This is a genomic window from Flexivirga sp. B27 (assembly GCF_052905685.1).
This window is the reverse complement of the sequence record NZ_JBPYUM010000001.1, coordinates 1,539,365-1,553,741: the sequence shown is the minus strand read 5'-3', so window position 1 is coordinate 1,553,741 and position 14,377 is coordinate 1,539,365. Positions and strand designations below refer to the sequence as shown.

The following is a 14,377-nucleotide window of genomic DNA, read 5'->3' as shown; positions in this document are numbered from 1 at the left end:
CCTGCTCCTTGCGGGGATGGGCCAGAGCACTGCTCAGCGTATGACGTCGCTCGCCAACCACACGGCTGCCTTCACTACGCCTTGCAATGGGAAAGTGTGTTGAGCTAGGGGCATGACACACGACACTTTCTCCCTTGCTGGGCACGACGTCCACCGGATCGGATTCGGCGCGATGCAGTTGCCCGGCCCCGGCGTCATGGGACCGCCGCGCGACCACGACGAGGCGATCGCGGTGCTGCGTCGCGCGGTCGAGCTCGGGGTGAATCACATTGACACAGCACAGTTCTACGGACCGAAGGTCTCCAACGAGCTGATCCGTGAAGCCCTTCATCCGTATGCCGACGACCTCGTGCTGGTGTCCAAGATCGGGGCACGCCGCGACGCCGAAGGCGGCTGGCTGCCGGCGCAGCAGCCGGACGGCCTGCGGGAACAGGTCGTCGAGAACCTGCAGACGCTGGGCGTCGACCGGATGCCGGTCATCAACCTGCGGGTCATGCCCGAGGAGGAGATCGGCGCGGAGAACCACTACCCCCTGGAGGATCAGCTCGCCGCGATGCAGGACATCGTGTCCGAGGGGCTCCTGGAGACGTTCGGTGTCAGCAATGTGTCTCAGACGCAGGCGCGTTCGGCCATCGACGCGGGTGCGGTCTGTGTCCAGAATGCCTACAACCTGCTGCACCGCGACGACGAGGCGACGTTGCGGTTGTGCGCCGAGCGCGAGGTGGCCTACGTGCCGTTCTTCCCGCTGGGTTCGGCCTTCCCGGACATGCCGAAGGTTCCCGACGATCCCCGGGTGCGTTCGCTGGCCGAGAAGCTCGGTGCGACTCCGTCCCAGATCGGTCTGGCGTGGCTGTTGCGCGAGTCGGAGACGGTGCTCCTCATCCCAGGGACCTCGTCGATCGCCCACCTGGAGGAGAACACCGCCGCCGGACGGATCGTGTTGTCCGACACGGAGGTTGCCGAGCTGGAGGGACCGCTAGCGTCGGAGTGAGTCGCGTCCGAGTAGTGCGCGTCGTCACCGAGTGCGCGGTGGCCAGGGCACGAAGACGCTTGTCCTCTCCCGGTACTCAGCGATGCCGGGTCGCCCGTCCATCGCGCGCTCGGCCAGCCGGACACCGCTGCCCCAGACGAGCAGCCCCACCATGGCGATCGGTGACACCACGGTCAGCACCCCGGGCCAGCCGGTGGCAGCGACCAGGAAGATCCCGACCCAGACACACGCGTCACCGAAGTAGTTCGGGTGCCGCGACCAGCCCCAGAGTCCGCGATCCATGATCCGCGGACGCGGATCCTGCCTCTTGTACTGCTCGAGCTGGTGATCGGCAACTGCTTCCACCACGGTGCCGGAACAGGCCGTCACAACGCCGAGAACCGCGATCCACCAGCGGGATCCGTCGGGATCCGAGGACACCGCGGCCACCTGAACAGGCAGCGTGACGACCCACTGCGTCAGGCCCTGTATGCCGAAGACGCTCAGCATCATGGTCGTCCGGGATCGGCCTTCGGCCATCCGGACGTAGCGCGGGTCGTCCCGGTCGTGGCCGCGCATCCTGCGCCATACGTGGGAGCCCAAGCGAGCGCCCCAGGCACAGACGATCACGGTCAGCACGACGCGGCGCACGATGCCGCCCGGACCCGCCAGCAACCCGAGCAGCGCCACTGCTGCCATACCCGGACCCCACACGACGTCCGCGACAGCCCAGCGGCCGACCCGGGCGGACCACCCGGCAGCGCCGCACTGGATGAGCACGAGCAGCACGGCACTGGCGAGGCTCATCCGGACGAAGTCAGCCACGCGGGTCGCTCCACGTCGCAGGCCGAACGCCCGGCAGCCCGGTCGGACCCTGCCGGCGCCGGACAGCGACGATCTGGTCGACGCCCATCCGGCCCTCCTCGAAGGCGAGGAGGCCACCGGCCAGGTAGAGCTCCCAGACCCGCACGGTCTCCGGCGGCACGAGCCGCTCGATCTCGCGGCGGTGCCGGTCGAAGCGTTGTTGCCAGGACCGGACCGTCCACGCGTAGTGCTCCCGGAGAGCATGGACGTCCCGCACCTCCAGGTCCGACTGCTCCAGGAGTTCGATCGTGTCGCCGACCGGGCGCATGGTCATGTCCGGGGCGATGAACGCTTCGATGAACGGACCACCGCCCGGGTGCTTGCCACGACGACTCATCTGCTGAACCACGATGCGGGCGTCATCCGTGGCCGCGTCGTGCAGCACGCGGGCGTAGTCGGGATAGCCCTTGTCACCGGCGTGTTCACCCATCTCCAACGATGCGACGGCGTCATACCTGCCGGTCACGTCGCGATAGTCGCGCAGCTGGACGTCGACGCGGTCCTGCAGCCCGCGAGCATGGATCTGCTTGTCGATGAAGGCCTTCTGCTCCGTCGAGATCGTGACACCGGTGACCACGGCGCCGAAGTGCTCGGCCGCATGCAGACTCAGCGAGCCCCAGCCGCAACCGACGTCGAGCAGCTGCATCCCGGGGCGCTGGTCCAGGCCTGCCTTGCGGCACACCAGGTCGAGCTTGTCCCGTTGGGCGTCCTCGAGTGTGTAGTCGGCCGTCTCGAACCCGGCCAGGTCTCCGTCGGTGACGTACGCGCAGGAGTAGGCCATGTGCGCGTCGAGGATCAGCGCGTAGAAGTCGCTGTCGACGTCGTAGTGACCGTGTATGACGTCCCGGTCGCGCATGCGGGAGTGCAGCCTGCCGGTGACCTTCAGTTGTGCCGCCGGGTCGGCCGGCCGGCGACCGACGACCCCGTCGATGGTGACCACACCGCGCAGCGCGGACATCACGTCGCGCATGCGGGGCCCGGGGTCGGCCAGGCCGCGTTCGGCGCCGATGCGACGAACGTGTTGCAGCACCTCCCCAATAGGCGCGGCCAGCTCCAGCTCGCCCGCGACATACGCCTGCGCGGCGCCGAGTTCGCCCGGATGCCAGAGCAATCGACGTAGCGCTTGAGGCCCCCGCAGTCGCACCCGCGGTGCCTGTGGGTCCCCGGCGACGCTGCCGTCCCAAGCGCTCAGTCGCACCGGCAGCCGACCCCGCAGCACGGGCCGCAGCGCGTCCTGGATGGCGTCGGCAACACCTGTCATCTGCACTGAGCTCATGCCGCACTCCCGTCCTTGACGAGGGTGAACTGGTGCACGTCGAGGTAGCCGGCGCGGAAGCCGCCTTCGGAGTAGCGCAGGTAGAAGTCCCACATCCGGCGGAAGGTCTCGTCGAAGCCGAGTTCGTCCACGCGCGAGGAATTCTCGGCGAACGTGTTCGCCCACGTGTCGAGTGTCCGCACGTAGGAGTCGCCCAGGACGAGGTCGCCCGTGACCCGAAGTCCTGCCCGTGCCGCGGACTCGGTGATGAGCCGCACGGACGGGAGCGCGCCTCCCGGGAAGATGTACTTGTGGATCCAGGTGTACGTGTGCTGGGTCGTCAGGGCGCGGTGATGCGGAATCACGATGGCTTGTATGGCGGCGCTGCCGCCGGGCCGGAGTGCCGCCGCGATCGTCGCGAAGTAGGTGTCCAGGAAGTCGAGGCCGACCGCCTCGATCATCTCTACCGACACGACAGCGTCATACCTGCCCTGCACATCCCGGTAGTCCTGTAGCTCGACGCGCGCAGTGGTCGAGACGCCCGCCGTCCTGAGCATCGCGTCGGCCCACTCCTGCTGCTGCCCGGAGAGCGTGATGCTGTGCACGGCGGCTCCGCGGCGCGCTGCACGCAAGGCGGATCCGCCCCATCCGGAACCGATTTCGAGCAACGCGGTGCCACTGGTGACTCCTGCTTCGTCGAGTAAGCGGTCCATCTTGCGGCGTTGTGCGTGGACCAGATCGTCGCCGGGGCCGAACAACGCGCTCGAGTAGGACATGGTCTCGTCGAGGAACGAGGCGAAGAGTTCGTTGGACAAGTCGTAGTGCCGCTCGACGTTGCTGCGGGAGTGCGTGCGGTCGGGCCGGTCGCCGGACGGCTGGCGTTGCAGCACCAGAGCACGGAGTGCGCGCAGCGGGCGCGGCACCAGCGTCTCGACGCCGCGGGCGAACTGCTCGATCAACAGGGCGAGTTGGTCACTGTCCCACTCTCCTGCGAGGTAGGACTCGCCGAATCCGATCATTCCCGTTGTGCCGATCCGTCGCATCATCGTGGCCGGGTCGTGAATGGTCATCGTCGGTGCGCTGGTCCGCTGGTCGGCGCCGAGTGTCCGGCCGTCGGGGAGCAGCACCCGGATCTGCAGGCGGGAGACGGCATACCGAAAGATGCGGGTGGCGACAGCGCCGGAGACCGCGGCTCGCCAGCCACGTGGGGTCCTCGCGACATCCGGCCAGCGGGCGGGGTCCACCGTAGGGGTGGGGGCGTCCTGTCCCGGACGCCGGGGACGCAGCGGTCGGCGCGTGGCAGGCGCGGTTCTGGGGGCTGTGCGGAGAACTGTCATGTCAGCTCCTCGGAGTGATCGGGTCGGGGGTGGATCGGCAGCCGCCGTGCCCAGAGCCGGATGCCCTGCAGCCGAATCCGGACAGTGACGACCTGTGCCGCGAGCGGCAGGTGCAGTGCGAGTCGCACCCGGTCGCTGAGGGACCGCGGTCGAATGCCGCGCCAGGTGGCGACGAAGGGTCGTTCGCCGGGTCGGTGGAGCGTGACTCGTACGTCGAAGCCGGATCGGTCCGGTGGTGGAACCGACATCGTGTAGCTCCCGCTCACATCGTTGAACGGCGAGACGTAGAAACGCTTCTCGGCGCGTGCGACCCCTTTGCTGTCCGGGCGGAGGAGGTAGGCATGTCGCTGCCCATAGGTGTTGCGAACCTCGGCGATGACGGCGACCGGATCGCCCGTGGGATCGGTGCACCAATAGAGCGTGAGTGGGTCGAACGCATAACCGGCGGTGGCGGCGCCGCTCAGCGCGACGATGTGCCAGGAGGACGCGTCGAGGTCGTGGGTCGCGGCGAACGCGACGATGTTGTCGCGCCAGTCGCCGGAGTCACCAAGATGATCGGAAGCGCGAAATCGGATGAATGTCCGTTGCCACCAAGGGATTCCGCTATTCGGGTCCCGGCCATCGAGTGGGATCGCCCAAGTCACAGTGCGGTAGGTGAAGTCGTGCTGCAACGGTGTTGTTCGCACGTGCCGCACTGTCGCCAAGTATGCCGTCGGGGTCACCAGTGGCCCCCTAGCGCTTCAGCGGCACGCTTACCGGATAGCGCGCCGTCCTCGTGGAAACCCCACCCGTGGTAGGCGCCGGCGAACACGATGCGGCTCTCGTCGATCTCGGGGAGGCGGGCCTGCGCGCGCAGGAATCCTGCCGAGTAGAGCGGGTGCTCATAGGTCATGTCGGCGATGACCGAGGCCGGGTCGACCCGGTCGTCGCCTCCGAGGGTCACGATGAATCGGTGGCCGGCGGCGGCCGGTAGCCGCATCAGGCGGGTCAGGTCGTAGGAGACCAGCACGCTGTCATGTCGTTCGATGGGCAGCCGGTAGTTCCACGATGCGCGTGCACGGAGCGATTGCGGCAACACCGACGAATCCGTGTGCAACTGAGCCGGATTGACGCTGTAGGGCATCGCACCGAGCACGCTGGCCTGTGCAGCTGTCGGGGATTTCAGCATCGTCAGGGCTGCGGATGGGTGCGTGGCGACCACGACTCCCGCGAAGTCCTGCTCACTGTGGTCCGTCTGCACGGTCACGCCGTGCTGCCGGGAGACAACAGCACGGACCGGTGTGCCACAACAGATCTCGATCTGCGGGTTGTCGAGCAGCTTGTCGACATACGTCCGAGATCCACCGACCACGGTGCGCCAGGCGGGCGAGCCGGAGACGGACAGCATTCCGTGGTGGTCCAGGAAGGTGAGCAAGCTACGTGCGGGATATGACATGGCATCGTCAGGCGCGCAGGACCAGACAGCAGCGACCAGCGGCCTGGCGAAGTGCTCCAGGAAGGTCGCCGAGAAGCCGCGATCGGCCAGCCAGTCGCCGATGGAGGTCAGCGTGTGGTCAGCCGAGTCGTTGAGGAAATCGGTTGCAGTGGAATGGAATCGACGCACTTCCCACAGCATGCGCAGGAACGCGGGTCGTGCCACGGTGCGGGTGTCGGCGAGCACTCCGCCGATGCCTTTGCCGCCGGCATATTGCCAGCCGGTGCGTTCGGAGAAGACCGACATGCTCATGTCGGTCGGACGCGTGGGTATGGCGAGCTCGTCGAACAACCGGCACAGGGTCGGGTAGGTCCGGTCGTTGTGCACGATGAAACCGCTGTCCACCCGGGTCGTGCTGCCGTCCGGCAACGCGACGTCATGCGTGTGCGCATGACCGCCGGGACGGCCGTCCGCCTCGAAGACCGTCACCCGCGCTGACCGGGCGAGCACGTGAGCGGCGACGAGTCCGGAGACGCCACTGCCCACGACCGCGAAATGATCCACCACAGCTCCCTCGACGATTCACCTGTCGCCGGGGGTTCGTCGCCATACGGCGACCGGATTGGTCGATCAGCTCATGAATATCTGCACGATCGGTTTGGTGGTCGGCTGCTTCGAGCCTCCGGCCGGCTCGACGGTGACCGCGGCGCCCTTCGCGTGATTGATGCTGCCGTTGAGGACAGTCGGCTTCCCTGGTTGCAGCAAGCCGGCGTTCACCATTCCCTTCGGGGTGATGAGCCACGCCTGGTAGACCTTGCCGTCGGACGCCGGGTCTACGCCACGCAGCGTCGCAACCGCCTTCTCCTGGGCGGTGGAGAAGATCATCTCGAGCGAGCCGCCGTTGACCGGCTTGCTCGCGTGTTGCGCGTCGGGTGCATCGGTGACCTTCGCGACCGCCGATACCGGGGTCGGCTCGCTCTGCCAAGGCTTGCTCGCAACGGTGATGCCGCCGCCGATCACGACGATCGCCGCAGCCGCTGCCGCGAGCCATCGGCCGGGGTGACGCGTGCGCCGGGCAGCCGAGGGACCGCGGTGTGTGGTGGCGCTCGCCTGTGCGTGCTCCTGTGGCGAGCGCGCAGCCTCGGCGAGGACCTTCGCACGTAGCTCGGGTGGCGGGTCGACCGGATCGACCGAGGAGCCGAGCCCGGCAGTGGCCTCCTGCCACTCGGCCACCTCGGCGCGACACTGTTCGCAACCGGAGAGGTGCTGATCGGCACGCCGGCGACTCACGTCGTCCAGCGCGTCCATCGCGTAGTCGATGGGCTCGATGTGCTCATCGCTCATGATTCACCTCCCAGTGTCGCGCGGAGCCTGGCCAGCCCGTCGCGGATCCGCGACTTCGCCGTGCCTAGCGGTATGTCGAGTCGACGTGCCACCTCGGCATGCGAAACACCCTCGAAATAGGCGAGTTCGACTGCTTCGCGTTGCAATGCCGAAAGGCTGGCGATCGCGGCCCGCACGGTCTCGGCGCGTAGCGTGCCGTCGACGTGCTCAGCAGTCGAGTCGTAGGCCGGCTCGGCTTGTGTAGCGACGTATGCCGTGTCGCGGCTGCGGGCCGCCTCGCTCGAGCGGACCCGATCCACCGCCTTGCGGTGCGCGATCGTGAACAACCAGGAGAGTGCGGAGCCACGCGCCGGATCGAAGCGCGGGCTGGTCCGCCAGATCTCCAGGAAGACCTCTTGCGTGACCTCCTCGCTCATCGCACGATCGACCAGGATCCGCTGGACGAGGCCGTGGAGCCGGGATGCCGTTGCGTCATACAGCTGGGCGAAGGCCGCGTCGTCGCCCTGGCCGACCTGCCGCAGCAGGTCGGCCAGCGCGGGAATGTTGCGGACGGCCACGTCCCCCATTCTTACCCGGGAGCCCTCCGTAACGATCATCGACATGGCTCAGGTCCGTGCCATCGGACTTACTTGCCCATCAACACCGTGTCGAGGATGTAGACCGTGGCGTTCGCCGTCTGCACGTTGCCGCACACCACCTTCGAGTTGCCGTCCACCGTGAACTTCTCACCGGAACCGGAAACCTTGATAGTGGTCCCCGCGAGCGACTTGTGGCTGCCGGCAAGCTGCTTCGGAGTCAGCTTGCCCTTCACCACGTGCCCGGTCAGCAGGGTGGTCAGTTGCTTCTTGTCGGCGAGGACCGCGTTCAGCTGCTTCTTGGGCAGCTTCGCGAAGGCCGAGTTCGCCGGCGCGAAGACCGTCAGTGCCGGTGCGTTGTTGAGCGTGTCGACCAGACCCGCCTTCTTGACCGCCGTCGTCAGCGTGGAGAGCGCGGGGTTGTGGGATGCGGCTGTGGCGACAGGGTCTTGCGCCATACCGTCGAACGAGCCCTTGCCGCTCTTCGGAACGGTCGAGCACGCGGGGCCGAACGGTTTCGCGGCGTTCGCGGCGTCGCCCATGCTCGAGCCTCCGCCGCTCGATTTCATCGCCGACGAGCTCGCCATCGGACTGCCGGCTGCGCCGCTGCCACTCGAGCCACCGGACCCGGACGAGCCACACGCGGTGAGCGAGGCGGCCAGCAGTGCTGTGGTGCCCAGTGAGAGAGCGATTCGTGACTTCATGAGGACTCAACTCCTATGACTGTATGTGCCTGAGGACACTGGCGATTCGGAGCTGAAGGCCGAACGGATGGGTCCTCCAGCTGGCAAATCAGTGGACGACGAAGGTTCTCTCCTCGATGCCGCTGGACCCGCTGGGGAAAACGCCGGCGCGCTTCGCGGTCTGCACCCGGTCATAGCCGTAGACGACCCGTGCACGCACGCTATGGGTGCCCTTCTTCGAGGTGTCCCACGCGAAATACCACTGACGCCAGTAGTCGACGTTGACCTCCGGTCCCATGGTCGCGTCCTGCCACCGGCCGTCGTCGATGCTGACCTGGACCCGCACCACGCCGCGACGCTGTGCCCACGCGGTGCCGCCGACCATGACGCGCCCCGATTTCACGGAGGCGAACGACTGTGGAACATCAATGCGGGCAGTGGGTTTGATCTCCCCGCGGGTCGTCCAACCGCGCTCGGTCCAGTACGCCTTCCTGTCCGCGTAGGTCGTCACCGTCAGCCGAGTGACCCATTTGGTGCAGCCGAGCATCCCGTAGAGGCCGGGTGTCACGAGTCGTGCTGGGAAACCATGGGTGCGGGGGAGCGGCTGCCCGTTCATCGCGACCGCGAGCATGGCGCCGCGCCCGTCCGTGAGGGCGCCCAGCGGAGTGCTGATGGTGAAGCCGTTGAACGATGTGCTGAGGACCTGCAGGTCGGGTCGATCCGGATCCTTGACCCGGGCAGCCTTCAGCAGGTCGCGGGTGAGCACCCCGCGCCACGTCGCGCCGCCGGCATACCCGCCGCCGACGGGATTGCTCACACAGGTGATGGTGATGTTGCGCTCGACGAGCGGGCGTCGCAACAGCTCTGAATAGCTTATTTCGTAGGGGCTTTCGACCTCACCGTCGATCTGCAGCGACCAGCGGGAGGCATCGAGCGTCGGGACGGACAGCTCCGTGTCGACCCGGTAGAACTTTGCGTTCGGTGTGCGCAGTGGGGTCACACCACGGATCGACGCATCCAGGCCGCGCGGCAACGCCGGGGCGCGCTCGGCAGGTGCGGGGATGCGCACGTTCACGCCGGATCGGGAGTCGGTCAACTGCTTGGAGCCGAGGAAGCCGACCACGGCCGCCGTCGTGCCGAGCCCGGTCCCGATGACGAACGCGCGTCGACTGGCACCGCTCGTGTTGTGGCGCTCGACCGGTGTCCGAGCGATCAGCCTGCGCAGTGTCGGCTGGTGGTCCAGCCAGAGCAGCGCGGACAGCACCAGCAGGGACACCATGCCGGCGACGAGTGTCGGTCGGAGATCCGAGACACGGGCGAACGGCCTGTCCAGGACGGCGTAACCCGCCACGGCCATCATTGCGAGCTGTATGGCGACACCGATCGCGACATACCGACGGGCGATCATCCCGGACACGATCGCGATGACGAGCACCCCTGCAAGGACCGAGGACAGCAGCACGAGCTTGTCGTGGGTGCCGAACTGGCGAATAGCCCAGTCCTTCAACGGTGTCGGCGTGCGATCGATGACCGCGGAGCCGACTGCAAGCACCGGAGAGGTGGCCGGGTCGCGCAGCGCCGCGACCAGTTGGCCGGCGGCGAGCCCGACCGCGACCGAGATCAATCCAGCCAGTGCGGCCCGGACCCGTGCGAAGAGCGCATCCGTCATGCACGTGGTTCGTTGCGGCCATCGTGGCGGATGGGTCGGGCGTCAGAGGTCGGTCGTCAGGGAGCGGGTGTCAGAGATCGAGCAGGTAGAGACACATCATTGTCGGAGATCCGTCCGAGTTCGTGTCGGTCGCGGACACGAACTCGCGCACGTAACGGAAACCTGCGCGCTCGGCGACTCTGCGGGACGCGACGTTCTCGGGCTCGATGCGCAGGGCAGCGCGATCGCCGATCCGGTGTTCCCGGATGTAGTCGCACATCAGCGCAACTGCCCGCGTCGCGACGCCTTGGCCGCGCGCCCACGCGTGCGTCGTATAGGAAATGTTGACGTCGCGCTGTTCGAGACCGTCAGAAATGTCCGGGTCGCAGTCGACGTACCCTGCCAACCGATCGTCCAGGCACACGCCGAAGCCGCGTTTTCCTTCTCCGGCAGCCAGATTCGCAGCCAGCTGCTCGAAGTGCCGACGCGTCGCCTCGGTCGTGCCCCGCTCACCGGTCAGCCAGCGGACGATCTCGGCGTCCTCGGCCGAGTTGTGGGCCGCGATGTCGGACTCGCCGAGCGGTCGCAGGGTGACCTCCGGCATCAGCCCAGGGCGGATTCGATCGCCCGCACGACACGGTCGTCGTCCGGGGCGACCTGCGGGCTGAAGCGCTGCACCACGGTGCCGTCGGAACTGATCACGAACTTCTCGAAGTTCCACTGGATGTCGCCGTCCCTGCCCTCCTGGTCGGCGGACCGGGCGAGCTCGGTGTAGATCGGGTGCCGCCCTTCGCCGTTGACCTCGATCTTCTCGGTCAGCGGGAATGTCACGCCATACGTCGCGCTGCAGAACTCCTGGATCTCCTCGGCACTGCCCGGCTCCTGTCCCGCGAACTGGTTGCAGGGGAAGCCGATGACGGTGAATCCCTTGGATTCGTAGGACTTCTGGAGCTCCTCCAGAGCGGTGTACTGCGGTGTCATCCCGCACTTGCTCGCCACGTTGACGAGCAGTGCGGGCTTGCCGCCGGTGAGGTCGGCGAGGGTCGTGTCGGTGCCGTCGAGGCGGGCGATGGACTGCTCGAGGATCGTCATACGCTCAATGTATGCCGACGCCGGGGCAGCAGTTCACGGCAGTGCGGCAGATCGGTGGAGGGAGCAGAGGGTGTCGTTGCGCCCCGCGCTAAATGGCTGTGCCGACGAGACTTCCCACGCCATACGTGATGGCCATGGCGAGCAGTCCGCCGATCACGTTGCGCAACACCGCCGGTCGGGCCGGCGCCTCGCCGAGACGTGCACTCGTCGCACCCGTGAGGACCAGAGCAAGTGCCACGGCGACGAAACAGACCGGGACCCGCCAGTCGGGGCCCGGCAACAGGATCGCGATCAGCGGGATGAGCGCGCCAACAGTGAATGCCACCAGCGATGCGCCGGCGGCGTGCCACGGGTTGGTCAACTCATCGGGGTCGATACCGAGCTCCGCCTCGGCGTGCGCCTCGAGAGCGTTGTGCTCGGTGAGCTCGCTCGCGACCTGGCCGGCGAGCTGCCTGCTGAGCCCCTTGGCCTGATAGATCTGGGTCAGCTCCTCCAGCTCCTCCTCCGGCAGCTCACGCAGCTCCTGCTTCTCCTTGTGCAGCATCGCCCGCTCGCTGTCGCGTTGGGTGCTGACGGAGACGTATTCGCCTGCGGCCATTGACAGTGCGCCTGCCACGAGGCCCGCAACGCCTGCGATCGCGATGTTGTGGCGGTCGGTGGTGGCGCCTGCCACTCCCGCGACGATGCCGGCGACGCTGACGATGCCGTCGTTGGCGCCGAGGACTCCCGCACGCAACCAGTTGAGGCGGCTGCTCAGCGACTCGTCCTGCAGCTCACCTTCGTGCGGCTCTACCGATCTGGTCACGCTTCGGCCTGAGCACCGACCTGAGCGGCGGTCTCGGTGATCCGGTGTGCCAGCTCGATGTCGAGCTGGGTGAGGCCGCCCTCGCTGTGCGTGGACAGCGCCCATCGGATCGTGGTGTAGGAGATCTCGATGTCAGGGTGATGGTTCATGTCGTCCGCGTCAGCCGCGACCTGCCGCACGAACTCGATCCCCTCCGCGAAGGAGGGTGCCTTGTATGTCGCCCGGATCGTGTCGCCGTCGAGCGTCCATCCCGCCAGCGCGCCCAGTTGCCGGGTGATCTCTTCCTCGGTCAAAAGCCTGCTCATACGGTGACTGTCCACCACCGCGCGACTTCCTGCAAGCATGCTCCGTTGGATGCCGGTCGGATGCCCGTCCAATGCCCACTCGATGCCCACCCAATCCCCGTCCGATGCCGAGCGACGGTCCCCCCGCCGAGTGACGGCGGTATGACGCCGTCACTCGGTGAGGAAGCCGTCACTGGCGGATGGGGGATCAGTCCTTGAGATAGGCGAGGACTGCCAGGACCCGGCGGTTGTCGTCGCCGGAGACCGGCAGGTCCAACTTCGTGAAGATCGCGTTCGTGTGCTTGCTGATCGCCTTCTCCGTCACGAACAGCGCGCCGGCGATCGCCGCATTGGAGCGACCCTCGGCCATCAGGCCCAACACCTCACGCTCGCGGTCAGTGAGCCGCTCGGTCTTGCTGCCCTGCGGCCGCCGCGCGATCAGCTGCCGGACCACGGTCGGGTCGAGGACGGTGCCGCCGCCGGCGACCTGCCGGACCGCCTCGATGAAGGCTCCGACGTCGGAGACACGGTCCTTGAGCAGGTAGCCGACGCCACCGTCGCCGTCCTCGAGAAGCTCTCGTGCGTAAAGGTTCTCGACATACTGTGACAGCACCAGGACCGGCAGTCCGGGCTGCTCCTTGCGGGCGTCGATCGCGACGCGCAAGCCTTCGTCGGTGAGGGTCGGCGGCATACGCACGTCGACGATCGCGATGTCGGGGGAGTGCTCGCGCAGGGCACGCACCAGGCTCGGCGCGTTGTCCGCGGTCGCGACGACCTCGATGTCGTGCGCCGCCAGAATGCGCTCCAACCCGTCGCGCAACAACGCGTGGTCCTCGCCGATCACTGCCCGCACGGCACCTCCATGGTCACGATGGTCGGCCCGCCCGCCGGGCTCGACACCTCCATCGTGCCGTCGAAGACGGCCAGGCGTCCGGCGACTCCCTGCAATCCGCTGCCGTTCGGGTCCGCCCGCCCGACTCCGTTGTCGCCGACCTCGACCCGGACGCGATCGTCGGAGGCCCGGATGTTGACCCACCCCGCCGATGCGCCGGAGTGCTTGCCGATGTTCGCCAGGCACTCCGCAGTGCCGAAGTAGACGGCCGACTCCAGCGGCGGGGGCAGATGCGGCGGGTGCAGATCTAGCTCGAAGTCGATCGGCAGGTCAACGGCGACGGCACGTATGGCGTCGGCAAGCCCCCGATCGGCCAACACCGGAGGATGGATGCCGCGCACCACCGACCGGATGTCCTGCAGAGCGACACCCGAGTTGTCCCTGGCCTCCAGCAACAGCTGACGAGCCGCTTCCGGGTCGTTCTCGATGAGTTCGGCGGCGAGCCCGAGATTCATCCCGAGGGCGACCAGGCGCGCCTGGGCTCCGTCGTGCAGGTCGCGCTCCACCCGTCGCAGCTCGGACGCTGCTGCGTCGGCCCCTTGAGCGCGGGACGTGGTGACCTCCTCGACACGTCGGGCCAGCACTGCACTGCGCGAGGCGCCGAGCAGGAAGCGGTCCAGACCGAACCGCCATCGCGCGATGGGCTTCGCCGTGAGCCACCACAGCAGTGCACCGACCACGGCGCCGGAGGCCGAAACCGCAATAGCACCAGCGGTGCTCGTCACCTGCATGCTGTCGCCGTACGGCGTGTCGAAGATGTCCGGCAGCCCCTTCCAGAGCCCGAACCAGACGATCGACCACAGCGGGTAGGCGAACAACGCGATGGTCAGCACCGACAGGGTGAAACCGATGGTGCTCGTGGCCAGCTCCCACAGGACATCGCGCCACCGAGCCGGGTCCTTCGCCCAGTGCTGGATGCGATCAAGGACTCCGAGCCCGTCCGTCGGGTGATATTCCTGCGTGACGGGCTCGTGCAGGATCTCCCGCGCAAGGGCACGCTGTCCTGTCGCGAGCAGCCGGGTCGCCGGCACGGCGACATACAGCAGGGCGATGCCGATGCCGAGCGGGGCAGAGACGACGCCGACGATCGACAGGGTCATCATCGCCAGCGCGGGCACGGCCAGCAGGACGGAGACGAAGTGCGCCAGCATGATCTGCGGGCGGCTCGCGGTTGATTGCACACACCTATCCTGACGTGTCTGCGCCCACGACAC

16 protein-coding genes are annotated in these 14,377 nt (G+C 67.5%); 1 reads left to right on the top strand and 15 read right to left on the bottom strand.

All coding sequences use genetic code 11. From position 1 onward, the window contains the following. Positions 1-112 precede the first annotated feature (112 nt). Positions 113-991: an oxidoreductase gene (locus ACSZL9_RS07110; protein WP_446664766.1), complete on the top strand. Its 879-nt coding sequence runs from the start codon at positions 113-115 to the stop codon at positions 989-991. Between the two features lie 24 nt (positions 992-1,015). On the opposite strand, the gene ACSZL9_RS07105 is transcribed toward ACSZL9_RS07110, so the two are convergent. The 15 genes from ACSZL9_RS07105 to ACSZL9_RS07035 form a co-directional block, all read right to left on the bottom strand. After that, entirely contained in the window at positions 1,016-1,795 is a 780-nt protein-coding gene (locus ACSZL9_RS07105) for a DUF1295 domain-containing protein (RefSeq protein WP_446664765.1), read from the bottom strand. Next, positions 1,788-3,110, bottom strand: a complete 1,323-nt coding sequence (locus ACSZL9_RS07100; protein ID WP_446664764.1) for a class I SAM-dependent methyltransferase — start codon at positions 3,108-3,110, stop codon at positions 1,788-1,790. Before ACSZL9_RS07100 ends, ACSZL9_RS07105 begins: the two co-directional genes overlap by 8 nt. After that, positions 3,107-4,426 (bottom strand): class I SAM-dependent methyltransferase, encoded by a 1,320-nt coding sequence (locus tag ACSZL9_RS07095; protein WP_446664763.1) that lies wholly within the window; start codon positions 4,424-4,426, stop codon positions 3,107-3,109. The genes ACSZL9_RS07100 and ACSZL9_RS07095 overlap by 4 nt, the downstream gene beginning before the upstream one ends. Beyond that, positions 4,423-5,148, bottom strand: coding sequence for a DUF1365 domain-containing protein (locus ACSZL9_RS07090; protein ID WP_446664762.1), 726 nt, complete (start codon positions 5,146-5,148; stop codon positions 4,423-4,425). The genes ACSZL9_RS07095 and ACSZL9_RS07090 overlap by 4 nt, the downstream gene beginning before the upstream one ends. Continuing rightward, positions 5,145-6,404 carry an NAD(P)/FAD-dependent oxidoreductase gene (locus ACSZL9_RS07085; RefSeq protein ID WP_446664761.1) on the bottom strand — a complete coding sequence of 420 codons (1,260 nt, stop codon included), beginning with the start codon at positions 6,402-6,404 and terminating at the stop codon, positions 5,145-5,147. Before ACSZL9_RS07085 ends, ACSZL9_RS07090 begins: the two co-directional genes overlap by 4 nt. A gap of 66 nt (positions 6,405-6,470) precedes the next feature. Beyond that, positions 6,471-7,184, bottom strand: a complete 714-nt coding sequence (locus ACSZL9_RS07080) for an anti-sigma factor (RefSeq protein WP_446664760.1) — start codon at positions 7,182-7,184, stop codon at positions 6,471-6,473. Then, positions 7,181-7,786 carry an ECF RNA polymerase sigma factor SigK gene (sigK, locus tag ACSZL9_RS07075; RefSeq protein WP_446664759.1) on the bottom strand — a complete coding sequence of 202 codons (606 nt, stop codon included), beginning with the start codon at positions 7,784-7,786 and terminating at the stop codon, positions 7,181-7,183. The genes ACSZL9_RS07080 and sigK overlap by 4 nt, the downstream gene beginning before the upstream one ends. A 23-nt stretch (positions 7,787-7,809) precedes the next feature. Further along, positions 7,810-8,463 (bottom strand): fasciclin domain-containing protein, encoded by a 654-nt coding sequence (locus ACSZL9_RS07070; protein ID WP_446664758.1) that lies wholly within the window; start codon positions 8,461-8,463, stop codon positions 7,810-7,812. 88 nt (positions 8,464-8,551) lie between these two features. Beyond that, positions 8,552-10,111, bottom strand: coding sequence for a molybdopterin-dependent oxidoreductase (locus tag ACSZL9_RS07065; protein ID WP_446664757.1), 1,560 nt, complete (start codon positions 10,109-10,111; stop codon positions 8,552-8,554). 70 nt (positions 10,112-10,181) lie between these two features. Continuing rightward, a complete protein-coding gene (locus ACSZL9_RS07060) occupies positions 10,182-10,694 on the bottom strand; it encodes a GNAT family N-acetyltransferase (RefSeq protein WP_446664756.1) in 513 nt (170 codons plus the stop codon). Beyond that, positions 10,694-11,182: a glutathione peroxidase gene (locus ACSZL9_RS07055; RefSeq protein ID WP_446664755.1), complete on the bottom strand. Its 489-nt coding sequence runs from the start codon at positions 11,180-11,182 to the stop codon at positions 10,694-10,696. The genes ACSZL9_RS07060 and ACSZL9_RS07055 overlap by 1 nt, the downstream gene beginning before the upstream one ends. A gap of 88 nt (positions 11,183-11,270) precedes the next feature. Beyond that, positions 11,271-11,987: a VIT1/CCC1 transporter family protein gene (locus ACSZL9_RS07050; protein WP_446664754.1), complete on the bottom strand. Its 717-nt coding sequence runs from the start codon at positions 11,985-11,987 to the stop codon at positions 11,271-11,273. Then, the gene (locus tag ACSZL9_RS07045; RefSeq protein ID WP_446664753.1) at positions 11,984-12,292 is read right to left on the bottom strand and encodes a 4a-hydroxytetrahydrobiopterin dehydratase; all 309 of its coding nucleotides are present in this window, start codon (positions 12,290-12,292) and stop codon (positions 11,984-11,986) included. Before ACSZL9_RS07045 ends, ACSZL9_RS07050 begins: the two co-directional genes overlap by 4 nt. Before the next feature lie 187 nt (positions 12,293-12,479). Next, positions 12,480-13,124: a response regulator transcription factor gene (locus ACSZL9_RS07040; protein ID WP_446664752.1), complete on the bottom strand. Its 645-nt coding sequence runs from the start codon at positions 13,122-13,124 to the stop codon at positions 12,480-12,482. Further along, positions 13,112-14,344, bottom strand: coding sequence for a sensor histidine kinase (locus tag ACSZL9_RS07035; RefSeq protein ID WP_446664751.1), 1,233 nt, complete (start codon positions 14,342-14,344; stop codon positions 13,112-13,114). The genes ACSZL9_RS07040 and ACSZL9_RS07035 overlap by 13 nt, the downstream gene beginning before the upstream one ends. Positions 14,345-14,377: the final 33 nt, after the last annotated feature.

Bases quoted from the DNA above. Each gene is read 5' to 3' on its own strand.
- ACSZL9_RS07110 (WP_446664766.1), top strand. From the start codon at position 113: ATGACACACGACACTTTCTCCCTTGCTGGGCACGACGTCCACCGGATC.
- ACSZL9_RS07100 (WP_446664764.1), bottom strand. From the start codon at position 3,110: ATGAGCTCAGTGCAGATGACAGGTGTTGCCGACGCCATCCAGGACGCG.
- ACSZL9_RS07095 (WP_446664763.1), bottom strand. From the start codon at position 4,426: ATGACAGTTCTCCGCACAGCCCCCAGAACCGCGCCTGCCACGCGCCGA.
- ACSZL9_RS07080 (WP_446664760.1), bottom strand. From the start codon at position 7,184: ATGAGCGATGAGCACATCGAGCCCATCGACTACGCGATGGACGCGCTG.
- sigK (WP_446664759.1), bottom strand. From the start codon at position 7,786: ATGTCGATGATCGTTACGGAGGGCTCCCGGGTAAGAATGGGGGACGTG.
- ACSZL9_RS07070 (WP_446664758.1), bottom strand. From the start codon at position 8,463: ATGAAGTCACGAATCGCTCTCTCACTGGGCACCACAGCACTGCTGGCC.
- ACSZL9_RS07065 (WP_446664757.1), bottom strand. From the start codon at position 10,111: ATGACGGATGCGCTCTTCGCACGGGTCCGGGCCGCACTGGCTGGATTG.
- ACSZL9_RS07060 (WP_446664756.1), bottom strand. From the start codon at position 10,694: ATGCCGGAGGTCACCCTGCGACCGCTCGGCGAGTCCGACATCGCGGCC.
- ACSZL9_RS07055 (WP_446664755.1), bottom strand. From the start codon at position 11,182: ATGACGATCCTCGAGCAGTCCATCGCCCGCCTCGACGGCACCGACACG.
- ACSZL9_RS07045 (WP_446664753.1), bottom strand. From the start codon at position 12,292: ATGAGCAGGCTTTTGACCGAGGAAGAGATCACCCGGCAACTGGGCGCG.